At 64.1% G+C, this 22,098-nt stretch carries 18 protein-coding genes and 1 tRNA gene; 17 read left to right on the top strand and 2 right to left on the bottom strand.

All coding sequences use genetic code 11. The annotated features are described in order from the left end of the window. The first annotated feature begins 34 nt into the window (after positions 1-34). The 7 genes from F2P44_RS28230 (at position 35) to pth (ending at position 6,254) form a co-directional block, all read left to right on the top strand. Positions 35-1,858 carry a tetratricopeptide repeat protein gene (locus tag F2P44_RS28230; RefSeq protein ID WP_167092069.1) on the top strand — a complete coding sequence of 608 codons (1,824 nt, stop codon included), beginning with the start codon at positions 35-37 and terminating at the stop codon, positions 1,856-1,858. A 128-nt stretch (positions 1,859-1,986) separates the two neighbouring features. Continuing rightward, a complete protein-coding gene (locus F2P44_RS28225) occupies positions 1,987-2,583 on the top strand; it encodes an outer membrane lipoprotein LolB (protein WP_167092067.1) in 597 nt (198 codons plus the stop codon). 1 nt (position 2,584) lies between these two features. Beyond that, positions 2,585-3,490 carry a 4-(cytidine 5'-diphospho)-2-C-methyl-D-erythritol kinase gene (gene ispE / locus F2P44_RS28220; RefSeq protein WP_167092064.1) on the top strand — a complete coding sequence of 302 codons (906 nt, stop codon included), beginning with the start codon at positions 2,585-2,587 and terminating at the stop codon, positions 3,488-3,490. Between the two features lie 64 nt (positions 3,491-3,554). Next, positions 3,555-3,631, top strand: a tRNA-Gln gene (locus tag F2P44_RS28215). Positions 3,632-3,782: 151 nt separating this feature from the next. Next, a complete protein-coding gene (locus F2P44_RS28210; RefSeq protein ID WP_054265879.1) occupies positions 3,783-4,733 on the top strand; it encodes a ribose-phosphate pyrophosphokinase in 951 nt (316 codons plus the stop codon). Positions 4,734-4,923: 190 nt separating this feature from the next. Continuing rightward, complete coding sequence (locus tag F2P44_RS28205) at positions 4,924-5,556, top strand: 50S ribosomal protein L25/general stress protein Ctc (RefSeq protein ID WP_167092060.1); 633 nt, start codon at positions 4,924-4,926, stop codon at positions 5,554-5,556. A 113-nt stretch (positions 5,557-5,669) separates the two neighbouring features. Continuing rightward, on the top strand, positions 5,670-6,254 hold the full coding sequence (gene pth / locus F2P44_RS28200; protein WP_167092057.1) for an aminoacyl-tRNA hydrolase: 585 nt from the start codon (positions 5,670-5,672) through the stop codon (positions 6,252-6,254). Positions 6,255-6,263: 9 nt separating this feature from the next. Here pth and F2P44_RS28195 read toward each other — a convergent pair whose 3' ends face one another. After that, on the bottom strand, positions 6,264-8,129 hold the full coding sequence (locus tag F2P44_RS28195) for a DUF3857 domain-containing transglutaminase family protein (RefSeq protein WP_167092054.1): 1,866 nt from the start codon (positions 8,127-8,129) through the stop codon (positions 6,264-6,266). Between the two features lie 185 nt (positions 8,130-8,314). On the opposite strand from F2P44_RS28195, the gene F2P44_RS35875 reads away from it, so the two are divergent. From F2P44_RS35875 to F2P44_RS28145, 10 genes are all read left to right on the top strand, one after another. Continuing rightward, entirely contained in the window at positions 8,315-8,830 is a 516-nt protein-coding gene (locus tag F2P44_RS35875; protein ID WP_229423798.1) for an Xre family toxin-antitoxin system antitoxin, read from the top strand. After that, entirely contained in the window at positions 8,827-9,300 is a 474-nt protein-coding gene (locus tag F2P44_RS28185) for an RES family NAD+ phosphorylase (RefSeq protein ID WP_167092051.1), read from the top strand. The genes F2P44_RS35875 and F2P44_RS28185 overlap by 4 nt, the downstream gene beginning before the upstream one ends. A gap of 111 nt (positions 9,301-9,411) precedes the next feature. Beyond that, entirely contained in the window at positions 9,412-10,497 is a 1,086-nt protein-coding gene (locus tag F2P44_RS28180) for a patatin-like phospholipase family protein (RefSeq protein WP_167092048.1), read from the top strand. An 8-nt stretch (positions 10,498-10,505) separates the two neighbouring features. Further along, on the top strand, positions 10,506-11,159 hold the full coding sequence (locus F2P44_RS28175; RefSeq protein ID WP_167092045.1) for an HAD family hydrolase: 654 nt from the start codon (positions 10,506-10,508) through the stop codon (positions 11,157-11,159). Between the two features lie 132 nt (positions 11,160-11,291). Continuing rightward, entirely contained in the window at positions 11,292-12,383 is a 1,092-nt protein-coding gene (gene ychF, locus F2P44_RS28170; RefSeq protein ID WP_167092042.1) for a redox-regulated ATPase YchF, read from the top strand. 638 nt (positions 12,384-13,021) lie between these two features. After that, entirely contained in the window at positions 13,022-13,504 is a 483-nt protein-coding gene (locus F2P44_RS28165; protein WP_167092038.1) for a DcrB-related protein, read from the top strand. After that, positions 13,505-17,953 (top strand): RHS repeat-associated core domain-containing protein, encoded by a 4,449-nt coding sequence (locus tag F2P44_RS28160; RefSeq protein ID WP_167092035.1) that lies wholly within the window; start codon positions 13,505-13,507, stop codon positions 17,951-17,953. 13 nt (positions 17,954-17,966) lie between these two features. Continuing rightward, positions 17,967-18,365, top strand: coding sequence for a hypothetical protein (locus tag F2P44_RS28155; protein WP_167092032.1), 399 nt, complete (start codon positions 17,967-17,969; stop codon positions 18,363-18,365). Between the two features lie 417 nt (positions 18,366-18,782). After that, entirely contained in the window at positions 18,783-20,468 is a 1,686-nt protein-coding gene (locus tag F2P44_RS28150; RefSeq protein WP_167092029.1) for a sensor histidine kinase, read from the top strand. Further along, on the top strand, positions 20,465-21,202 hold the full coding sequence (locus F2P44_RS28145; RefSeq protein WP_229423797.1) for a response regulator: 738 nt from the start codon (positions 20,465-20,467) through the stop codon (positions 21,200-21,202). Before F2P44_RS28150 ends, F2P44_RS28145 begins: the two co-directional genes overlap by 4 nt. Here F2P44_RS28145 and F2P44_RS28140 read toward each other — a convergent pair. Next, on the bottom strand, positions 21,189-22,097 hold the full coding sequence (locus F2P44_RS28140) for a type II secretion system F family protein (RefSeq protein ID WP_167092027.1): 909 nt from the start codon (positions 22,095-22,097) through the stop codon (positions 21,189-21,191). The genes F2P44_RS28145 and F2P44_RS28140 overlap by 14 nt on opposite strands. Position 22,098: the final 1 nt, after the last annotated feature.

Raw genomic sequence — 22,098 nt, 5'->3', positions numbered from 1 at the left:
AATCGGACATAATCGCTGTCATTCTGGAACCCCCTTGAAAAACGCTTTCGTCATTGTAACCCTGTCCGGACTGCTGTCGGCGTGCGCCGTGGCGCCAACGCCTCACGCTCCCGTCCTGGCGGACGCTCCCGCGCCCGTGCCCGCCACTGCGTCCGAACCCCTGCCAGCGGCTGCCGAGGTGCTGGCCGAAGGCGAACGCGCGTCCGCGCCGGACGAGCCATCGCCGGACCTCAAGCTGCCGCACGTGGCGCTCACCAAGGACATGCTCTACAAGCTGATGAAGGCCGAGCTGGAATTTCGCGGCGGCGCCTGGCAGGGCCCGTACATGACCCTGATGGGCATGGCCCAGCAGACGCGCGACCCGCGCCTGGCGCAGCGTGCCGCCGAAATGGCCCAGGCGGCCCAGAAGGGCGGCGAAGCGCTGGCCGCGATCCGCCTGTGGCGCGAACTGGCGCCCGATTCCGACGAAGCCGGCCAGTATTACATCGCCGCCTCGGTCATGGCCGACGACCTGGGCGAAGCGGAGGCGCTGTTCGCCGCGCGCCTGCGCGACGCCGCGCCCGCCAACCGCGGCATGGCCATGTACCAGATCCAGCAACTGCTCACCCGCGCCAAGGACAAGGCCGCCGCCGGCGCGCTGCTCGAACGCTTGCTGGCGCCGTACACCGCGACCAGCGAAGCGCGCGTGGTGCTGGCGCAGTCGGCCTACTCGCGCGGCGCCAACGCGGAAGCGCTGGCCCATGCGCAGGAAGCGCTGCGCCTCAAGCCCGATTCCGACATCGCCGTACTGACCCTGGCCCAGGTCAGCGGCGAGCAGGGCGACGTCGCTCCCTTGCTGGCCACATTCGTGGCCGCCAATCCGGGTGCGCGCGAAGTGCGCGCGGCCTACGCCCGCATCCTCGTCACGCAAAAGCAGTACGAGCCGGCGCGCAAGCAATTCCTGGCCCTGCTCAAGGAGCAGCCCGACAATCCGGGCACCCTGTACGCGCTCGGCATCCTGTCGATGCAGCTGGCCGACCCGGCCGCGGCCGAAACCTATCTGTCCGGCTTCATCACGGCACTCGACAAGAACCCCGGCGACGAGCGCGACCCGGCCAAGGTGCTGATCATGCTCTCGCAGCTGGCCGAAGAGCGGGGCGACTTCGCCGCCGCGCGCGCCTGGCTGGGAAAAATCGAACAGGAAGACGCGCCGACCTGGTTTTCGGCGCAGCTGCGCAGCGCCCAGCTGATGGGCAGGCAGGGCGACCTGGATGGCGCGCAGGCCTTCCTGGCCGCTCTCAAGGCCGAGGAACCCGCCCAGCAGGTGCAAGTGGTGCTGGTGCACAGCCAGGTGCTGCGCGACGCCGGCAAGATCGAGCAGGCCTACGCGGTGATGGAGCAGGGCGCGGCGCGCTTTCCAGCCAATCCCGATTTGCTGTACGACTTCGCGCTGCTGGCCGAAAAACTCGGCCGCGTCGACGTGATGGAAAAAAACCTGCGCCTGGTGATGCAGCAGGCGCCCGACAACCACCACGCCTACAACGCGCTGGGCTACTCGCTGGCCGAGCGCAACGTGCGCCTGGACGAAGCGCTGGCCCTGATCGACAAGGCCCTGAAAATGGCCCCGGCCGACCCCTTCATCATGGATAGCATGGGCTGGGTCCAGTACCGCCTGGGCAACCTGAACGAAGCCGAGGCCCACCTGCGCCGCGCCTACGCCTTGCGCGACGATGTCGAAATCGCCGTGCACCTGGGTGAAGTGCTGTGGCAAAAGGGCTTGAAATCCGATGCCCAGCAGCTGTGGCGCGAAGCGCGCGCCAGGGACCCCAAGAACGACACGCTCAAGAGCACGCTCGCGCGCCTGCAACTCAAGCTGTGATCGGCGGCGCCTGGCCGGGCCTCGCTGGCCGGGCCGCGCTGGCCGGGCCGCGCTGGCCGGGCCGCGCCAGGCCGCGCTGCAATGGGTCATAATGCGGCGCATCTCCTTTACGCTGTCGGATTGCCATGATGCTCAGAACTAAAACCCGCTTCCTTGCCCTGGCTTGCGCCGCGCTGCTGTCCGCCTGCGTCACGCCGGCCTACCTGTCGAAGGCCAATGTGGCCGCCTACCGCGAAGCCATCGAGCTGAACGGCCGGCTGACCGTGAACTACCAAAAAGATGGCCAGACCGAGACCCTGACCGGCAAGTTCAGCTGGAACCAGACCCCGGCCGCGGTCAACGTCAGCCTGGCGTCGCCGCTGGGCCAGACCATCGCCACCATCAGCGTCACGCCCGACGCGGCCACGCTGACCCAGGGCGACCGTGCCCCGCGCGTGGCGCGCGACATCGATACCCTGACCGCGCAAACGCTGGGCTGGTCGCTGCCCGTGTCGGGCTTGCGCGACTGGCTGCAAGGCTACGCCACCGGCGCCGACGGCCAGCGCTTCGCCGCCTCGCCGGCCGCCAACACGGTCACCACGGCCGATGGCTGGCGCCTGACCTACGTGAGCTGGCAAGATCCGGACGCGGCCAAGCCGCTGCCCAAGCGCATCGACGTCGCGCGCGCGGCCAGCGCCACCGTGGAAGCGATGGAAATCCGCATCGTGATCGACCCGCAGGGCTGATATGCGCGCTACCCGCCTGCATGACTGCCCGGCCCCGGCCAAGCTCAATCTGTTCCTGCACGTGAACGGACGCCGCGCCGACGGCTACCACCTGCTGCAAACCGTGTTCCAGATGGTGGACCATGGCGACCTGCTGCACTTCGACCTGCGCGCCGATGAACGCATCGTGCGCACCACCGACGTGCCGGGCGTGCCGGAGCAGGGCGACCTGATCGTGCGCGCGCTGCTGCTGCTGCAAGCGGCCTGCAAGCGCCGCCACGGCCGCCTGCCGCCCGGGATCGACGTGGCCATCGACAAGCGCCTGCCGATGGGTGGCGGGCTCGGTGGCGGCTCCTCGGACGCGGCCACCGCCCTGATGGCCGCCAACGCCTTGTGGGAGGCCGGTTTTTCGCGCGAAGAACTGATGGCGCTGGCCCTGCCGCTGGGCGCCGACATTCCGTTTTTTATCTTCGGCCAGACTGCGTTTGCCGAAGGCGTGGGCGAGGCTTTGCAGCCGGTGGACGCTCCCGATTGCTGGTATCTGGTCATCGAACCAGGGGTCGCGGTACCCACCGCAGCAATATTTTGCTCAGAACATTTGACAAGGGGCACGGAACCCGTCAGAATAGCGGACTTTTCCAGGCACACCATGAATCGAACAGATTCAACTGGGTTCGGAAGAAATGATTTGCAAGCAGTGGCAGTGAGTTTGTTCCCGCCGGTAGCACAGGCGATCGACTGGCTCTCGGCTCACGGTGATGCCAGGATGACTGGCTCAGGAGCGTGTGTATTTTGCGCGTTTTCCAGCGAAGCGGAAGCCGACGCGGTACTTCAACAAGTGCCCGGCATCTGGGAAGCATGGAAAGCTAAAGCGCTGAAGCATCATCCTCTCAACACGGTGTTGCAAGTTAGTGCAGTTATAGAATAGAATTTGGCCTGGCGTTGTGTTTGACGATAAAATGTCAAGTGTGACGACAAGCAGTCAGTTGCGTAGGGGAATCGCCAAGCTGGTTAAGGCACTGGATTTTGATTCCAGCATACCAAGGTTCGAATCCTTGTTCCCCTGCCATTCGTTTTGCCTGGTCTGTCGATGCGAAGTCAGCGTCCAGCAGGCGGACTCGGTGGCCTCGCTCTCGCGAGTCACTTGTTAGCTTAGCGTCAGCCGGCCGGTTCTGTCCGGCGACATTCAAAGAAATCAACGCTTACCTCTTGGGACTCCCATGGCTTACGAAAACCTGATGGTTTTTACCGGCAACGCTAACCCTGCGCTGGCAGAAGGGGTCGCAAAGAATCTGGGCATCCCTCTCGGCAAAGCAGTCGTCTCCAAGTTCTCGGATGGCGAAGTGATGGTCGAAATCAACGAGAATGTCCGCGGTAAAGACGTTTTTGTCCTGCAATCGACCTGCGCACCGACCAACGACAGCCTGATGGAAATCATCCTGATGGTCGACGCCCTGAAGCGCGCGTCCGCTGGCCGCATCACCGCCGCCATCCCGTATTTTGGTTATGCCCGCCAGGATCGCCGTCCGCGTTCGGCGCGCGTGGCCATCTCGGCCAAGGTCGTGGCCAATATGCTGGAAAAAGCCGGCGTCGAGCGCGTCCTGATCATGGATCTGCACGCAGACCAGATCCAGGGCTTCTTCGATATCCCGGTTGACAATATTTACGCGTCCCCGATTCTGCTGGGCGACCTGCAAAAACGCAATTACGACGATCTGCTGGTGGTGTCCCCGGACGTCGGCGGCGTGGTGCGCGCACGCGCCCTGGCAAAACGCCTCGGCTGCGACCTGGCCATCATCGACAAGCGCCGCCCGAAGGCGAACGTGTCGGAAGTAATGAACATCATCGGTGAAGTCGAAGGCCGTAACTGCGTCATCATGGATGACATGGTCGACACCGCCGGCACCCTGACCAAGGCTGCTGAAGTGCTGAAAGAGCGCGGCGCCAAGAAAGTGGTGGCGTATTGCACGCACCCGGTCCTGTCCGGTCCTGCGATCGACCGCATTTCGGCCTCGCCGCTGGACGAACTGGTGGTTACCGACACGATTCCCCTGTCGGCCGCCGGCCTGGCTTGCGACAAGATCCGCCAGCTGACCTGCGCACCGCTGCTCGCTGAAACGTTCAAGCGCATCAGCAAGGGCGATTCGGTGATGTCGCTGTTTATCGACTAAGCCAATCACTAGAAATACCCGATTCGCAGGGTGGCAAGGCGGGAGCACGGCGCTCCCGGCCTTGCCACCCTGAAATTTATTTCAGTACCAATTTTTCCGGACACGCTAGCGTGGCCGTTTTCGAGTACCCCTGGTCGCGGGGGCGCTCACACCGCAGGGCGATCAAGCCCCGCACATTTTGGAGTTTCACATGAAAGTTATCGCATTCAATCGCACTTTGCAGGGGTCCGGAGCGAGCCGCCGCCTGCGTATCGCTGGTCAAACCCCAGGTATCATCTACGGTGGCGCTGAAGCCCCTGCGCTGATCCAACTGGACGGCAACGCTCTGTACCACGCACTGAAAAAAGAAGCGTTCCACGGTTCGATCCTGGAAATGGAAATCGACGGCAAGACCCAGCCAGTGCTGCTGCGCGACTTCCAGATGCACGCATTTAAGCAATTGGTCCTGCACGCTGACTTCCAGCGCGTCGATGCCAACAGCAAGCTGCACAAGAAAATCGCCCTGCACTTCGTGAACGCCGACGTATCGCCAGCAGTCAAACTGCACGGCGCTATCGTGTCGCACGTGCTGCAAGAGTTGGAAGTGTCGTGCCTGGCAACCGATCTGCCAGAGTTCATCACCGTTGACCTGACCACCATCGACGTTGGTCACTCGATCCACGTTGCTGACCTGGTCCTGCCAAAAGGCGTGGTCGCGATCACCCACGGCAAGAACCCAACCGTTGCTACCGCTGCTGTGCCAGCTGGCCACGTGGCCGCTGACGCTGCTGCTACCGCTGAAGCGGCACCTGCCGCTCCAGCTGCCAAAGGCAAAAAGAAGTAATCATTCGCGCGCCGCGCGAGCGGCGTGTTGGAGAAAAACCCGCTTGGCCTTGCGCCCAGCGGGTTTTTTATCGTCTGTTATCCTTGCACTCCATTTTGATAATTTAGAACACCATGCCCATTCGCCTGATCGTCGGCCTCGGCAACCCCGGCCCCGAGTACGAACAGACCCGCCACAATGCCGGTTTCTGGCTGGTCGAGCAGCTCGCCAACAGCCTGCCCGGCTGCCGCTTGCAGCGCGAGACGCGCTTTAACGCCTTCGTGGCGAAAACCTCGGTGGCCGGCCACGAAGTATTTTTGCTCGAACCGCAAACCTATATGAACCGCTCCGGGCAATCGGTGGGCGCTCTGGCGCGCTTTTACAAGATCAATCCCGACGAGGTGCTGGTCGTGCACGACGAACTTGATCTCGCGCCCGGCGCGGTCAAGATGAAGAAGGGCGGTTCCAGCGGCGGACACAACGGCCTGAAAGACATCACCGCGGCGCTCGGCACCCAGGATTACTGGCGCTTGCGGCTCGGCATCGGCCATCCGCGCACGCTCGGCTCGCAGCAGCCGGTGGCCGACTTCGTGCTGCACCGGCCGCGCAAGGAAGAACAGATCCTGATCGAGGAAGCCATCGACAAGAGCTTGCGCATCCTGCCGCTGGCGGTCGAAGGCAAGTTCGATATCGCGACGATGCAGCTGCATACCGCCTGAAGCCGTGTTTTAGCCGGCCTTGACGATGATCTGGCTCTTGAGGTCGCGCATCATGCGTTCGAGCAGCGGACGCATGCGCACATAGTCGGCCGGCGTGCAAATCATGCCGGCATGGCGGAAGCGCACGCTGCGCCGGACCAGCACCGTATTGGCCTGGCGCGCGTAACTGGCCTGGTACGACAGGCCGGCGTCGCCCAGCGCCAGCGCTTTCGGCAGCGCCATGATGCGGATGCCGGGCGCGAACGCGATCGCCGTCTCGTCGGCGGCATCGATCCCCGGACACATGAAGTCTTGGGTGCGGGTTTTTTCCTGCGCCATGCTGGCGAAGGACTCGCTCACCCCACCCCAGAAATTGAAGCTGGTCGCCACCCCGGTCGGCCCCGGCAAGTCGGCGAAGTTGTCGCTCACGCCGGCAAAGCCCATGCGGTACTCGTCGCCCGCGCCATCGAGCAGGCCGGCATCGAACTTGCCATCGCCGTGCTGGCCCAGGGCGTGCAGCGTGCGCTCGACGAACAGGTCGCGCTCGGCGGGTGCCGTGTCGCGCACCGCCTGGCGGTACGGCTCGGCAATGGCGCCACCGGCGGTGCGCACCACCCTGAAACTGCCGCGGCCATTCTTGCCCACCTCGAAGCGCGCCAGCGTCCGGTTCATCTCCGCCTGCATGGATGGCGTCTGCGCCAGCTTGCCTGTCTTGGCCAGCAACACCGGTTTACCGAGCGCGGCCGGCGGCAGATAACCGGCGGCGACCGCATCCGAGGTGGAATCGAGATACAGGTCGAGCGCGGGAATGTAGGTGATCACGTGATTGAAGATGCCCAGGGTGGGCGCGTCCGGCAGGCGGTAGGCATTGCCGCTGTTGATCAGGGCCGCGCTGCTGTCGATGCCGGCCGCCGCCAGCAGCGCTTCGAGCAGGATCGCGTGGTCCTTGCAGTCGCCGTAGCGGTTGCCCAGCACCGTGGCGGCCGCATGCGGCACCACGCCGCCGGCGCCGGTGTACACGGCCACGTAGCGGATGTTGCGGCGCACCCATTCGGACAGGGCCAGCGCTTTCGCGCGCGGGGTGTCCAGGCCGGCCGTCACTTCCTGCGCCAGCGCGCCGATCGCCGGGCTGGCTGCCGCCTGCACCTGCGCGCGCGCGTGATAAGCGCGTGCAAAAGCGGCGTAGTTGGGGAAGGTGGACACCGCCAGCCGCTTGCCGTAATCGAGATAGCTGACCGATTCCGACTCGATGCGCCGGTTCGGCCCGTTGACGTATTGCCACTGGTAGACCTGGCGCCCGGGCGCGCTGCTTGCGGGCACCGGCACGAAGCCTGCCGCGTCGGCATACAGCAGCATCGAGGCCGGCATGTCGTAGATCAGGTGAAACTGCTTGCTGCTGTAAAACTGGGACGAGGACAAGTCCTCGAAATGCCCGGGAAACAAGGCTGTCTTGCGCTGGAGGACGTAGTGTACGGCCACCTTGTCGCCCACCGCGACATCGGAAAACACGACGATTTTCAGGCGCGTATCCTGGAACATCGGCGCGTCGCCCGAGGCCGGCTCCTGCTGGTCCTTGACCTGTTCCGGCGGCACCGGAATGCGCCGGCCGTCCGGCTTGACGGTGTAGGCCTCGACTTCGCTGATCTCGTCGAGGCTGGTGTTGTAGCTGATGTAGTACTGGCTGTGCGCCTGCAGCGCGCGCTGCAGGACGATGGTCTTGATGTTGTCGACCGTGAGGCGGTAGCTGCCGTCGGTGTCGACCACGAAGTGCTGGATGTATTTGTCGACCACCATCGAGGGATCGGTGCCGGTATCGGGGGCGGTGGTGGCGGTGGCGTCGCCGGCATGGGCAAGAAGAAGGAGGGCGCTCAATACTGCGGCGAGGCAAGTGGGCATGGAAGGCTCCGGACGAGGGACATCAGCGGCCCATGTTACGCAGGCTCATGTAAGCGCATTTGACCTGCCGCAATCGCGCTCAGGTGGCCGGCATCAGACTCGATGGGCCGGGTTCGTCAAGAAAGCGCATGTCGCCTTGTCGGCCGCTTTATGCAAACTATACTGACGACTTAAAGGAGGCAAGCATGTCCGATTCCAAGACGCCGTCCGCAAGGCCGGCAATGGTCGCAACGGCCCAGCAGCCATCTACGCCAGAAACGACTGAGGGTGCCGGTATCGCCACCACCCCATTGTATCCAATCGACCCGCAACACCGCATCGACCTCATTCGCAGTGGTATTCCTGCCGCGCGTGTCAGCCAGCTGTCCGCACGCATGGGCATGAGCAGGGAGCATCTGATCCATAGTCTGCGGCTTTCCCGCGCGGCCATCAGCCGCAAGGAAAGAGAGGGGACCTTACTTTCAAGCGATGAATCGGAACGCGTGATGGGCGTCGAAACGCTGATTGGGATGGTGCAGAGTATGGTGGAAGAGTCCGGTAACCCGGAGGGCTTCGATGCGGCACGCTGGCTTTCTACCTGGTTAACCCAGCCGCTGCCGGCACTGGGCGGCGCGACGCCCGCCAGTTACATGGATACGTTTGAAGGACAAAAGCTGGTGGCCGAACTGTTAACCATGATGCAAAGTGGCGCTTACGCATGACGGTCTCGCTATGGCGAATCGCAGTCGAGACAGCTAGCTATTCAGCCAACGATCTGAGCGGAACCGGCGCTAAAAAGACAGGCGGGCGGTGGAACAGCACGGGTACGCGGGTTGTGTACTGCGCCACCAGCATCGCGTTGGCAGCGCTCGAAACCGTACATTATCTTCGGGGAACCGGCATGCCCTTCAACCGCTACCTCGTCAGAGTCGACATTCCCGATCCTGTGTGGGCCATGCGCGCAGTGCTCGATCCGCTGCCGGGAGCTTGGGATGCCGTACCTGCTGGGCTGAGCAGCAGATTAGCCGGTGACAGCTGGGTAGCCTCTGCTGTCACAGCGCTGCTTGAGGTGCCATCCGTGCTCGTCCCCGAAGAGCGCAACATAGTGATTAATCCGCGACATCCCGATGCGGCAGGCATTGCATCTACCACGCTCAGGCGCTGGATTTACGATCCCCGGTTCTTTCCCTGATGTCAGGGAACAATCGAATACGGCGCTCTACGGCGCGGCCTGGATCAGCGCCATGCCTTGCTGTCAGCATGCGACTTGCCGCAATAGACCTCTTGTCGCCATAATCACGGCATGCACGCACTTTCCTTCCACGCCGGCCCGCACGCGCTGGCCCATATTCGCCAGCATGGCCTGCGCGCGCGCGACATCGCCGTCGTTCCCGCCGCCGCCGGCGGCCCCAAGGGCCTGATCTTCCAGTCGCTCGACCAATGGCTGTTCGGCGACTGGTTCCCGCCAGCGCCGCGCGCGAGGGCCCTGATCGGTGCCTCGATCGGCGCCTGGCGCATGGCTGCCGCCTGCCACGCCGATCCGGTCGCCGCGCTGGCCCGCTTGGGCGAGCTGTATTGCGGCCAGCGCTACACCGCCAAGCCATCGCCGCAGGAAATCAACGCTGTCTGCCGCACGCTCCTGCACGAACTGGTCGGCGGCCACGAGGCGCAAGTGATCGCTCACCCTCACCACCGCCTGCATGTGATCGCGGCGCGCGGGCGGCGCGCGCTGGCCGAGCCGGCCCACCGGCGCGCCGAGGCGACCGGCTTTGCCGCCGCCGCACTGCTCAACCTGGCCTCGCGTGCCAGCCTTGGCCGGGTGGCCGAACGGGTCGTCGTCAGCGATGCGCGCGGCGCGCCAAGCTGGATGCCAGCCGGCTTCGACAGCTTCACCACCCATTTCGCCACCCTCGACAGCACCAATCTGGCCGACGCCCTGCTGGCCTCGGGCACCCTGCCCATGCTGATGCCCCCGGTACGCACGATTGCCGGCGCCCCGCCCGGCGCCTACTGGGATGGCGGCCTGATCGACTATCACCTGGCGCTGCCCTATTCGAACCTGGCGCCGGGCGAAATCGTGCTATACCCGCACTTCAGCGAGCACATCGTGCCCGGCTGGCTGGACAAGGCGATGCCGTGGCGGCGCATGGCGCGCGGCGCCCAGCGCGGCTGGCTCGACAACGTGCTGCTGGTCGCGCCGACCCCGCACTTCCTTAGCACCCTGCCGCGCGGCAAACTGCCCGACCGCAAGGATTTCACTTTCTACGGACTCGACCACGACGCGCGCATCCGCAACTGGCAGCAGGCAATCGGGCAGGGGCAGCGCCTGCGCGACGAGTTCGCCGCGTTCGTCGGCCAGCCCGACCTGTCGCGCATCCAGGCATTTTGAAAGGCAGCATGATCAAGGGCATCTTGTGGGATAACGACGGCGTGCTGGTCGATACCGAGCATCTGTTTTACGCGGTCAACCGCGAGCTGTTCCTCGAACATCAGATTGCGCTGAGCGAAGAGGATTTTTTCGCCTGGTTCCTGGCCGATAACGTCGGCGCCTGGCACCTGATGGCGGCCCGCGGCGCGACCGCGGACCAGATCGGCGAGCGCCGCGAAGAACGCAACCGCCGCTACGGCGCGCGCCTGCGCAGCGAAAGCGGGCTGGCCATGCCGCACATCGACTCCGTGCTCAGCCGCAGTGCCGCGCGCGTGCCGATGGGCGTGGTGACCAGCGCCCGGCGCGCCGATTTCGATATCATCCATGCCGGCCTGGACCTGATGCGCCATTTCCGCTTTGCATTAACCGCCGACGATTACCGGCACAGCAAACCCTCGCCCGAGCCGTACTTGGCAGGTCTGGACAAGCTCGGCGTGGCCGCCGCCGACTGCCTGGCCGTCGAAGACTCGCCGCGCGGCCTGCAGGCGGCGCGCGCGGCCGGCATCGCATGCATCGTCCTGCGCCACCGCCTCATGCGCGATTACCCGTTCGACGGCGCCTACCGGGTGGTCGACACGGTCGCCCAGCTGGACGCCGAGATTGCCGCCCTGTTGCCATCCTGACAGGCTCGCGCCCGGGCGTGGCTCCGCCACACCCGGTTTTTGCGGCCCCCGGCCCCGTCCAAGGTTACAATATGGGGTTTCGGGGCTTGCCTGTTTGAGCGCCCCTCGTCCATCGAACTAGAAAGTCTTCCCATGAGTCTCCAATGCGGCATCGTCGGCCTGCCTAACGTCGGCAAGTCCACCCTCTTCAACGCGCTGACCAAGGCCGGCATTCCGGCCGAAAACTATCCGTTCTGCACGATCGAGCCGAACGTCGGCGTGGTCGAAGTGCCGGATCCGCGCATGGCTGCGCTGGCCGCCATCGTCAAGCCGGAACGCATGGTCAACGCCATCGTCGAATTCGTCGACATCGCCGGCCTGGTCGCCGGCGCGTCGAAGGGCGAGGGCCTGGGCAACCAGTTCCTGTCGCACATCCGCGAAACCGATGCCATCGTCAACGTGGTGCGCTGCTTCGAAGACGACAATGTGATCCACGTGGCCGGCAAGATCAGCCCGCTGGACGACATCGAAGTCATCCAGACCGAGCTGGCGCTGGCCGACATGGGCACCGTCGAAAAAGCCATCCACCGCGAGAACAAGAAAGCCCGTTCCGGCGACAAGGATGCCGCCAAGCTGGTCGCGCTGATGGAACGCATGATGCCGTTCCTGAACGATGCCAAGCCAGTGCGCGCGATGGGCCTGGATGCCGAAGAAATGCTGCTGATCAAGCCGCTGTGCCTGATCACCGCCAAGCCGGCCATGTACGTGGCCAACGTGTCCGACACGGGCTTCACCAACAACCCGCTGCTGGATCAGTTGACCGCCTACGCCAAGGGCCAGAATGCACCGATCGTGGCCATCTGCGCCGCCATCGAGTCCGAAATCGCCGACCTTGACGATGCCGACAAGGGTGCTTTCCTGGCCGACATGGGCATGGAAGAGCCAGGCCTCGACCGCCTGATCCGCGCCGCCTACAAGCTGCTCGGCTTGCAGACTTACTTCACCGCTGGCGTGAAGGAAGTGCGCGCCTGGACCATCCACGTGGGCGACACCGCGCCGCAAGCGGCCGGCGTGATCCACACCGACTTCGAACGCGGCTTCATCCGCGCGCAAACCATTGCCTACGATGATTTTGTCGCCTACAAGGGCGAAGCCGGCGCCAAGGAAGTGGGCAAGATGCGCGCCGAAGGCAAGGAATACGTGGTCAAGGATGGCGATGTGCTGAACTTCCTGTTCAACGTCTAAGTCGCTGCGGAAACGGCGCCGGACAGCGGCGCCGCCAAAGAACAAGAAACCCCGTGCATCTTCGTGATGGCGGGGTTTTTTGCTACTACCTTGGCGTGTCGCCGTGAATGCCTGGCCCGAAGGAACATCTGGGTAGCCAGGAGAAAGAGCCTGACGAAACACGACGATGGTTCACCGGCCGGCGGCTCGTCGGGATCGATGTTCGGCCGGCGCCGGCACGACGATGAGGCGGGTCATCTGCGACCGGCACCACCCGATTCACGAACTCAAACCGCCGCGTCCAATGCCAATGCAGCGCGACTGGCGCGCATCGGAAGCCTGCGCTCCACGACAAAATAACACCTGGAAATATTGAAATATTGAAATATTGGAACTTATTTTCTCGTCCATGACATAATGCTTACCAGCATTTAATGCATTTCCAGCTTCAGCCGTATTCCGCAATTTCCCTATAGTAACATTACATGAGCTTCCAAAGGCAGCGAAATAATGATGGGTGGCCGCTACACATTACGCTGCGATTGTCGCTCCATCCCTCTGATGGCGCCGGCCAGTGGCGAGCGGCGAACCGACGCGCAGATCCTACCCCCCCCCACGTGAATTTTCTCCCCCGACTCCACCATCGATAGAACACAGCTATGAGCCAATACAATCTCAACGAAGCGAGTTTCGATCTGCACCCGAGCCTGAAAGACCGCACGGTCAACCAATTCATCATCAACGACGACGGTCCGAGCGACTTCTCCTTTGTCATCTCGCGCGCCGAAGACTTCACCGAAACCACGGTCGACGCCTTCGCCCTTCGCCTTGCAAGCGAGCTGCGCAAAGCGTTGCCGAAATTCGAACTGCTCGGCAAGCGCGACCTGACCGTGGACGGCTCGGCAGCGGTGGAATTGCACTACACCTGGCGCAATGGCGATAGCGAGCTGCACCAGCGCCAAGTGGCCGTCTTTGTCCAGGCCGCCAGCGCGGACCGCAGCAAGGCCTTGCTGCTGACCGGCACCAGTCACGGTGCCTTCAAGGACGAGTGGAATACGGCGTTCGAGACCATGCTCGGCAGCATGCACCTGCACCTGCACGCGCCGGTGCCGGCCGCGGACCACGCTGCCCAGGAGTCCTGATTGGGCGCGGCGGCCGGACGGGTCGACGATCCCATCGCGCATAGCCATGCGATGGGCGGTTTGATCGCCGGCCTGGTGATCGGCGCGCTGGTCGGCGCCGCCATCATCGCCACCGGCGGCCTGGCGCTGGTGGCAGTAGCCGGGGCGGTGGCGGTCACGGCCGGTGCCGCCGGCATCGGGGAAGTGGTCGGTTCGATGAATGTGACGGACAAGATCTTTGGCGCCAACCTGACCGGGGTGGTCAAGACCGGCTCGGCGAACGTCTTTGCGAATGGCAAGGAGGCCGCGCGAGCCCACCTCTCCACGGCCCTGTGCGCCACCCATGGACCGGCTCCCCAGCTGGTCGTGCAAGGCTCGTCCACGGTATTCGTCAACAGCCTGCCCTTTGCCCGCGTCGGCGACATGATCAGTTGCAGCGCGAAGATCCATGCCGGCTCGCCCAACGTCTTCGTCGGCGGCGCGACCATCACCACGGATATCGACCTGATCACGCCGGAAGTGCCGGACTGGGTGCACACGACCCTGCTGGTGGCGGGATTGGTCAGCGCCACGATCCTGGCCGGCCCCCTGGTCGCCCTCGGCGGACTGGCGCTCGGCATGGTGGGCGGCAAGGGCGGTGCATACATCGGCGGATTGATGTTCGGCGAAGGATCGGACGGCCAGAAGGCCATGATGCTGGCCGGCAGCATGCTCGGCGGCGCGGCCGGTGCCAAGGGCGGCGCATGGCTCGGCAACAAGTACATTCCCACTCCCGCGACGCCGGCCATGGCTTTCGTCAAGGGTGGCGTACCCGGCGTCGTTAAATTCAACCCCGCCAACGAGCGTCCCAACGGGAGCAAATGCAAGTGCGGCGATCCGATCGACGTCATCACGGGCGACGTCATCATGGAACAAACCGACTTCGCCTTGCCGGGCGTGCTGCCGATCGTACTGCGGCGCGTGCACACGTCCGGCAATCCGGTCGGGACGGTGTTCGGCAAGGCCTGGGCCAGCACCTGGGGGCAATGGATCGAAGTAAGTAATGACGCGGAACTGGTGTTCCATGCCGAGGATGGCGCCTCGATGCGCTTTGCCATGCCAGACATGGGCGCAAGCGTCACGCACCCTGTCTACCAGGGTTTCCGCGTGACCCGGCTCGACGGCCACTTCCTGGTTGAGCAACGGCATCAACCTACCTTGCGTTTCGAGCCAAGCGATGCAAGGCACTGGCGTCTGGCGGCCATCACGGACCGCAACGCCAACCGGATTGCGCTGGTCTACACCGGCGCTGTCCTGACCGAAGTGCGCCACAGCGGCGGCACGCGGCTCAAGGTCGAGGCGAGCGAACATGCGATCACCCGCATCAGTCTGCTGCACCCCGAGGGCGGCCAGACCACGCTGACCAGCTACACCTACCATGCCAATGGCGACCTGTCGGGCATCATCAACAGCAGTGGCTTGCCGCTCACCTATGCCTATGACAGCGCCCACCGCCTGATCCGCTGGCAGGACCGCAACGGCGTATGGATCGGCTACCGCTACGACGACCGGGGCCGCTGCGAGCAAACCAGTGGCGGTGCCGGCGGCCACATGACCGGCCGCTTCGTCTACGACGACGCGCGCAAGATCAACACCTACACCAATTCCTTGGGCCACGCCACCGCCTACCACTACAACGATGCTTGGCAGGTCATCAAGGAAGTCGATCCGTGCGGCGGTGTCAGCGAGTTCGACTATGATGCGCAGCAGAACTTGCTTGCCACCATTACCCCAGGCGGCGCAGTGCTGCGCTGGGCCTACGATGCCCGTGGCAACATGGTTGGCCACATCGATGCATCGAACCAGGAAACCGTCATTGCCTATAACTGGCGCGACTTTCCGGTGGCTGTTACTGCGCCGGATGGAAACCGGGTTGAACGCACCTATGACGAGCGTGGCAGCCTGATTCAAGTCGGCCAGGGCGGCGCCTGGACGCGCTTCGAACATGACGCAAATGGCAATGTAGCGCGTGTCATCAATCCGGCCGGCGCGGTCGCCACCTTCGAGCATGATGCGCGCGGCCTGCTGATCAGTGCCACCGACTGGCAGGGCAATCCGACCAGGCTTGCGCGTGACGACTTCGGCCGTGTCAGCGCGCGCACCGACCCGCAACAGCATATCAGCCACTACGTCTACAACGTCGAGGGCCAGCCGCTGGAGATTACTCTGCAGGATGGCAGCCGCCACCTCGCCCGGTACGATGCCGAAGGCAACTGCATCGCCCGCACCGATGCGCTGGGCCGGGTGACCCAGCACGCCTATTGCGCTTTTGATCATCTGGCACAGACCACCGAAGCGGACGGCGCCATTACGCGCTACGAATACGATACCGAAATGCGCCTGAGCGCAGTCATCAATCCCCTCGGTGAACGCTGGCGCTATCTCAGGAACGCCAATGGGCAAGTCATCGCGGAAACCGATTTCAGCGATCGCACGATCGAATACGGCGTCAATCCCGACGGTCTGATGATCGAGAAACGCACGGCCGCGGGCCAGCGCACACGTTATTTGCGCAACCACGCGGGTCAATTGCTTGAACAGATCAACAGCGAGGGTAGTACCCGCTATGCCTACGATGCGCTGGGCCGATTGGCGCGTGCCGCCAATGCCGACAGCGATATTGTTTTCGAGCGCGATGCGCTGGGCCGCCTGGTCAAGGAAACACAGAATGGCCGCAGCATTGCCAGCGGCTACGACCTGATGGGCCGTCGCACCGAGCGCTTGAGTTCAAGCGGACACAGTAGCGTATGGGAATTCGACGCCAACAGCCTGCCACTTGAACTGACGCTGCCCGATGCGCAGACCTTCAGCTTTCTGCATGACAACTGTGGCCGCGAGACCGGACGCAAGTTGCCAGGCGGGGTAAGGATCGAGCAGGAATACGATCCGCTGAACCGCCTGACCCGGCAATGGGCCGGCATCGCGCCAGAGTCTGGCCGGCAGACCCGCACGCTCCAGGAGCGTGCCGTCAACTATGACGGCAACGGCAATCCGAGCAAGCTGGGTGCGCGCAACGCCGGCGTCGTTGATATCGGCTACAACAGCGTTGGCCGGGTCACGCAAGCCCGACGCACCGACAGCGAAGAGCAATACGCCTACGATCTGGCAGGCAATCTGATCGCTGCGATCAAGCAAACAGCGCTGTTTGGCACTGACGACAGTAATGCCGACGCACGCGGTCAACGCATCCACCAGGGCGGCAGGCTGATCCAGGCTGGCAAAGTCAAGTATGAATATGATCTTGAGGGACGCGTCATCAAGCGCAGCGAGGGCAAGCGCTGGGGACGGCAGCAGAGCTGGCACTATGTGTGGAACAGCGAAAGTCGCCTCAAGCGTGTCATTACGCCCGATGGCGATGCCTGGGAATATACCTATGATGCACTGGGCCGCAGGCTGAGCAAAAAACAGGTTCCGGGCAATGCCGGCTCGCTGTTTACCGAAATCGCCTACCTGTGGGATGGCCACACGGTCGCGGAAGAGCGGCGCTTCAGCAAAAAGCCGGACGGCAAGGGTGGCTCCGACATCATCGAGGAAAGCTGCGCTTGCTGGGACTACGAGCCAGACAGTTTCCGGCCGCTCGCAAAGACCGAAACGATACGGCGCAAGGGCAAGGAAACAAGCAAAACCTACGCTGTCGTGCTGGATCACATCGGTACGCCGAAGGAGTTGATCGATGCCGACGGTGACATTGCGTGGCAGGCGAAAACGAATGTATGGGGCGAGATCGAGGAAACGACCGTCAGCAAGACCGATTGTCCGATTCGTTTCCAAGGCCAGTACTACGATACCGAGTCGAAACTGGCGTACAACTGGCATCGCTATTATGATGCAAGCACGGCACGGTATCTGACGCCGGATCCGCTGGGCCTGGTGGGCGGCCCCAATCCGTATGCCTATGTGGACAATCCGCTCAGTTCGGTGGACCCGCTCGGGTTGGAGGCGTGCGATGGGCAAACTTCGGCGATTGATATCGCCAACTTGAAGGCACGGGATATACCGAGCTTTAAGAGTGGGGATTTTAATAAGTGGTTTGATGCAAGATCCAGCCAGGAACTGGCATTGATATACGAAAATCCAGGATTGCGTGCAAAGATTGAAACCGGATTGCGTGGTGCCGGAGGTCAACACGAGATGCTGATGGTTGCAGAGGCGCCTAAATGGCGGCAATGGGGTGTGAAAGCCAAGGAGGTCCAGGAAGATTTCGCCATTCCAATTGCCGAATTGAATGAGGGCGGATTGGCAAATGGCTGGACCCATGTCGTTGGCAAGAAAGGAGTTCCCGCACCGAATTCCAAGACCGTCCACAACCAGCTTCAGAGCATCATCCAGAAATCAAATAGCCTGCCTGAATTCAAGACTAACATCAGACCGTGGGCTGAGACTTGGATTACCGGTGGATATGATGGATTACCGCCGGGATTTCACAACTAATTAGGGAGGAAATATGGCTCGACACGATTATTCCGATGAAGATGAGTTTTATGAACAGAATTTTGAAAAAAAAGGCGTGCTGTCGGCATGGGTCGGTTTGACACCTCAGACTGAAGAAGATGACGACATCGACATACTGCAGGACCTGTGCGGCGTGGGTTATTACAGGCTCAGCGACCAGGAAAGCATGTCTTTCGACAATGAAGTGGTTGAGCTATCACGCCTCTTGGCCCCTCTGTCTTATTCAAAAACGTATAGTGACAATGTGATGGCAGCGGCGAAAAAAATGGGAATAGAAAAAGCACGAGAGGTTGTTATTCAATACGACTTCGCGTATGACCCGGCAGTCGTCACCCGCGCGATAGCAGATGATCCCGTTTTCATCGGCGTTTTTGCTTACTCCGATCAATAGATGGGGGCATGATTCTTCCTGCCGCAGCCGTGCTGCAGTGATGGTATCAGCGCCATCCGGCCTGTTTCGATGAAAAAAAGCCCCGCGCATCTTGGTGATGACGGGGCATTTTTCATGCCGGCACGGATGTACGCGCGCTAGCTGACGATGAGGTCGTCATGGAAGGGGAGCAAGCTGGCGTAGCCCATCTCGTACGCATTTCCGCTGGACAGTATGTGGCCGAAGGCGCGCCATTGCGCCGCACAGAACCTTACCCGCCTTTGGTGCGCGGCGCATGGCCCGATGCTGTGACCCGCGTCATGGGCGGCTGAAAGTAACAACCTACAATCAATAATCGATTGGCAACAGCAACCCCGGCCCGGCACCACGGCGCCGGCGGCAGGCAGCATGGCTTGACTGCGAACGGAACGACAGCGAATGGTGATTGCGGACTCCCCCCTCGACAAGGATGCGGCCGGCTCGGTGGCGCAGTCGGACGTGGCATACAGCCAGCTGGTCGCGCGCATCAGGCTGGTGCTGACCGTGTCGGCGGTCCTGGTCGCCGTCCTCGACCACCCCGGACCGGAGCGCGCCAACGTCGCCGCGCTGCTGGTCCTGTCGGTCTACGCGGTGCTGTGCGCGGCGGTCTACCTGGTCCCGCGCTGCCAGCCGCGCTGGACCCGTGGCAAGCTGCGCCACCGGCTCGACGTGGCCGTATCGGCGGCGGTGCTGGCCGCGGTCGGCCCGGCCGATATCTTCCCGCTGGTATTCCTGTTTTTCGCCATCGTGGTCGCCTCGCTGCGCTATGGCCTGGCCGAAGGCGTGCGCGTGACCATCGCCACGGTCCTGCTCTACTACGTGGCCGCGCTGGTCGCGCTGCCCGAGCTGAGCCCGGCGCGCCTGGCCCTGCATGCGGCCGTGCTGCTCGCCTTCGGCCGCGTCATCGCCCAGCTGGGCGAAATGCACATCCTGGCGGCGCGCCGCCAGGCCTTGCTGCGCGAGATGAACCAGGTGGCCAATCCGCGCTTCGGCATCGACCGCAGCATGACCGCCGCGCTGGAACGGGTGCGCGCCTTCTTCATGGCCGACAGTTGCCTGATGCTGCTCGACGAGCGCGACAGCGGCGGCCACGCGCTGCGCACGGTGCGCGCACGCGGCCCGGCGGTGGCCCCGGCCGACCCGATCGACCCAGCCCTGGCGCGCGCCATGCTGCCCGGGCCGCCTGGGCAGGTGCTGCTGTACACGCGTCCCTGGTGCCGCTGGAGCGCTCTCGGCGGCTGCGCGCTTGGCCATGGCGGCGAGCTTCCCGCCTGGACCCGGCACGACCCGGTCCGCCTGCGCCAACTCGCCGAGCTGCTGGGCGCCACCGCGTTCATCAGCGCCCCCGTCAGCTTTGGGCGCGGCAAGGGCCGCATCTACGTGGCCGCCCGCACGCGCCACCTGGGCCGCGGCGACGCCCTGTTCCTGGTGCGCATCGCCGAACAAGGCTTGCGCGCCATCGACCGCATCGACCTGCTCGACCGCATCGCTTCCGACGCCGCCGGCCTGGAGCGCAAGAAGATCGCGCTCGACCTGCACGACACGGCCATCCAGTCCTACATCGGTTTGCAGCTGGGCCTGGTCGCCCTGTGCCGCAAGGCCGCGCCCAGCAATCCGCTCGCTGACGACCTCGACAAGCTGGTGACGATGGCGGCCGACGTCATCGCGCAACTGCGCGACGAGGCCAGCCGGGCCTGCGGCGCCGCGCCCGCCGGCGACGCCATGTTCGACGCCGCGCTGCGGCGCCAGGCGGCCCAGGCGCTGGCGACCTACGGCGTCGAGATCCGCATCGATGCCGGCGCCAGCGTCGCGCTGGGAGACCGGCTCGGTGCGGAAGTGCTGCAGATCGTGCGCGAAGGCATCAGCAACGTGTGCCGCCACACCGATGCTACAAAGGCCACCGTGGCGCTGCGCTGCAGCGGCGCCATGCTGCACATCGACATCATCAACCCGCACGGCGCCAGCGCGCCGCCGGCCTTCCAGCCGCGTTCGCTCAGCGAGCGCGCCAGCGCCCTGGGCGGCGCCGCTTCCGTGCGCCAGGACGGCGTCAACGGCACCATCGTCACCGTGGAGATTCCATTATGAACAGTGAAGCACAAGACTTGTCCGGTCCGGTCAAGGTCATGCTGGTCGAAGACCACCAGACCATGCTGTGGGGCTTGCAAACCCTGGTCGACGCCGAACGCCCGCGCATGGCCGTGGTGGGCACGGCGCGCAGCTGCGCCGAGGCGCTGGCCGGCGCCGCGCAGCTGCTGCCCGACGTGATCCTGCTCGACCTCGACCTGGCCGGCGTTTCCACGGTCGAGTTCTTGCCTGAATTGCTGGCCAACGGCGTTTCGCGCGCGCTGGTGCTCACCGCCGCCCATGACCCCGAGCTGCTCGACCTGGCCGTGCGGCGCGGCGCGCGCGGCATCCTGCACAAGGAAGTAACGGCCGAACAAGTGATCAAGGCGATCGCCAAGATCCACGGCGGCGAACTCTGGTTCGACGCCGGCACCATGGAGCGCGTGTTCGGCCAGATGCTGGGCTGGTGCCGCGCGCTGCGCCCCGATCCGCCAGCCGAAAAGCATGCCGCCCTGACCGCGCGCGAACGCGCCATCGTCAGCGCCGCCGTCGAACACAGCGGCAGCGCCAACCATGAGGTGGCCCGGCGCCTGTTCATTTCCGAGCACACCCTGCGCAACCATCTCAGTTCGATCTACCGCAAGCTCGATGTGCCCAACCGGCTCGGCATGTACGTGTACGCGATCCGCCACGGCCTGGTCCAGCCCCAGCCCGACCAGGCCGCCCGCCACCACCAACGCCTCAATGGGCACTGAGCACCGGCATGATGGTGCGCACGATGACGATCATGGCCGGTCCCAGCACCACCATGATGATCGACGGGAAGATGAACAGGGCCAGGGGAATGAGCATCTTGGTCGGCACCTTGGCCGCGTGTTCCTCGGCCCGTACCTGGCGCTTGTGGCGCAAGTCTTCCGAAAACACCCGCAGCGATTCGCCGATGCTGGTGCCGAATTTGTCCGACTGCGCCAGCATGGTGGCGAAGGTGCCGACTTCCTCGATGCCGGTGCGTAGCGCCAGGTTGCGCAGCGATTGGGCGCGGCTGCCCCCGGCCCGCATCTCCAGGTTGGTCAGGTGCAGTTCCTCGGCCAGCGCGCGGCTGCTCATGCCCATTTCGTCGGCCACCCGCGTGAGTGCCGCGTCCAGCCCCAGCCCCGCTTCCACGCACACCAGCATCAGGTCGGCGGCGTCCGGAAAGTGCTCGAAAATCTCGCGCTTGCGTTCGCGCAGGCGCAGCCACAGCGCCAGGTTCGGCAGGTAGCAGCCGGCCAGCGCCGCGATCCCCAGGTTCATCAGCACCGTCATCTCGTCCATGCCGGTGAAGGCGCGCAGCAGCAGCCAGGTGGCGCCCGCGAACACCAGCGGCAGCACCGTCTTGAGGCCGAAATAAATCAGGCGCGCGTCGGCGCGCCGGATGCCGGCATGGATGAAACGCAGGCGCAGCGGCGAACTTTCCCAGTCGCCGGCGGGCGCCAGCACGCGCGCGAACGGGCCGACCGCGTGCGCCACGGTGGTGCTCCAGTCGGTGGCGGCGGCCGGATTGCCGATCGCGTCCAGGCGCTGGTCCAGGCGGCTGGGCACGAGCAGGAGGAACAGGCCGGCGATGGCGGTGGTAACCGCCAGGCAGACCAGGGCAGCGAGCACGAACATG

The sequence above is a fragment of the Massilia frigida genome (genome assembly GCF_011682175.1).
Lineage (GTDB): Bacteria > Pseudomonadota > Gammaproteobacteria > Burkholderiales > Burkholderiaceae_D > Telluria_A > Telluria_A frigida.
The sequence above is the reverse complement of the archived record's forward strand: the minus strand, read 5'-3'. Positions and strand labels throughout refer to the sequence as shown.

Bases quoted from the DNA above. Each gene is read 5' to 3' on its own strand.
- F2P44_RS28210 (WP_054265879.1), top strand. From the start codon at position 3,783: ATGGCTTACGAAAACCTGATGGTTTTTACCGGCAACGCTAACCCTGCG.
- F2P44_RS28145 (WP_229423797.1), top strand. From the start codon at position 20,465: ATGAACAGTGAAGCACAAGACTTGTCCGGTCCGGTCAAGGTCATGCTG.
- F2P44_RS28195 (WP_167092054.1), bottom strand. From the start codon at position 8,129: ATGCCCACTTGCCTCGCCGCAGTATTGAGCGCCCTCCTTCTTCTTGCC.
- F2P44_RS28140 (WP_167092027.1), bottom strand. From the start codon at position 22,097: ATGTTCGTGCTCGCTGCCCTGGTCTGCCTGGCGGTTACCACCGCCATC.
- F2P44_RS28150 (WP_167092029.1), top strand. From the start codon at position 18,783: ATGGTGATTGCGGACTCCCCCCTCGACAAGGATGCGGCCGGCTCGGTG.
- ispE (WP_167092064.1), top strand. From the start codon at position 2,585: ATGCGCGCTACCCGCCTGCATGACTGCCCGGCCCCGGCCAAGCTCAAT.
- F2P44_RS28225 (WP_167092067.1), top strand. From the start codon at position 1,987: ATGCTCAGAACTAAAACCCGCTTCCTTGCCCTGGCTTGCGCCGCGCTG.
- ychF (WP_167092042.1), top strand. From the start codon at position 11,292: ATGAGTCTCCAATGCGGCATCGTCGGCCTGCCTAACGTCGGCAAGTCC.
- F2P44_RS28205 (WP_167092060.1), top strand. From the start codon at position 4,924: ATGAAAGTTATCGCATTCAATCGCACTTTGCAGGGGTCCGGAGCGAGC.
- F2P44_RS28175 (WP_167092045.1), top strand. From the start codon at position 10,506: ATGATCAAGGGCATCTTGTGGGATAACGACGGCGTGCTGGTCGATACC.
- F2P44_RS28165 (WP_167092038.1), top strand. From the start codon at position 13,022: ATGAGCCAATACAATCTCAACGAAGCGAGTTTCGATCTGCACCCGAGC.
- F2P44_RS28185 (WP_167092051.1), top strand. From the start codon at position 8,827: ATGACGGTCTCGCTATGGCGAATCGCAGTCGAGACAGCTAGCTATTCA.
- F2P44_RS35875 (WP_229423798.1), top strand. From the start codon at position 8,315: ATGTCCGATTCCAAGACGCCGTCCGCAAGGCCGGCAATGGTCGCAACG.
- pth (WP_167092057.1), top strand. From the start codon at position 5,670: ATGCCCATTCGCCTGATCGTCGGCCTCGGCAACCCCGGCCCCGAGTAC.
- F2P44_RS28155 (WP_167092032.1), top strand. From the start codon at position 17,967: ATGGCTCGACACGATTATTCCGATGAAGATGAGTTTTATGAACAGAAT.
- F2P44_RS28180 (WP_167092048.1), top strand. From the start codon at position 9,412: ATGCACGCACTTTCCTTCCACGCCGGCCCGCACGCGCTGGCCCATATT.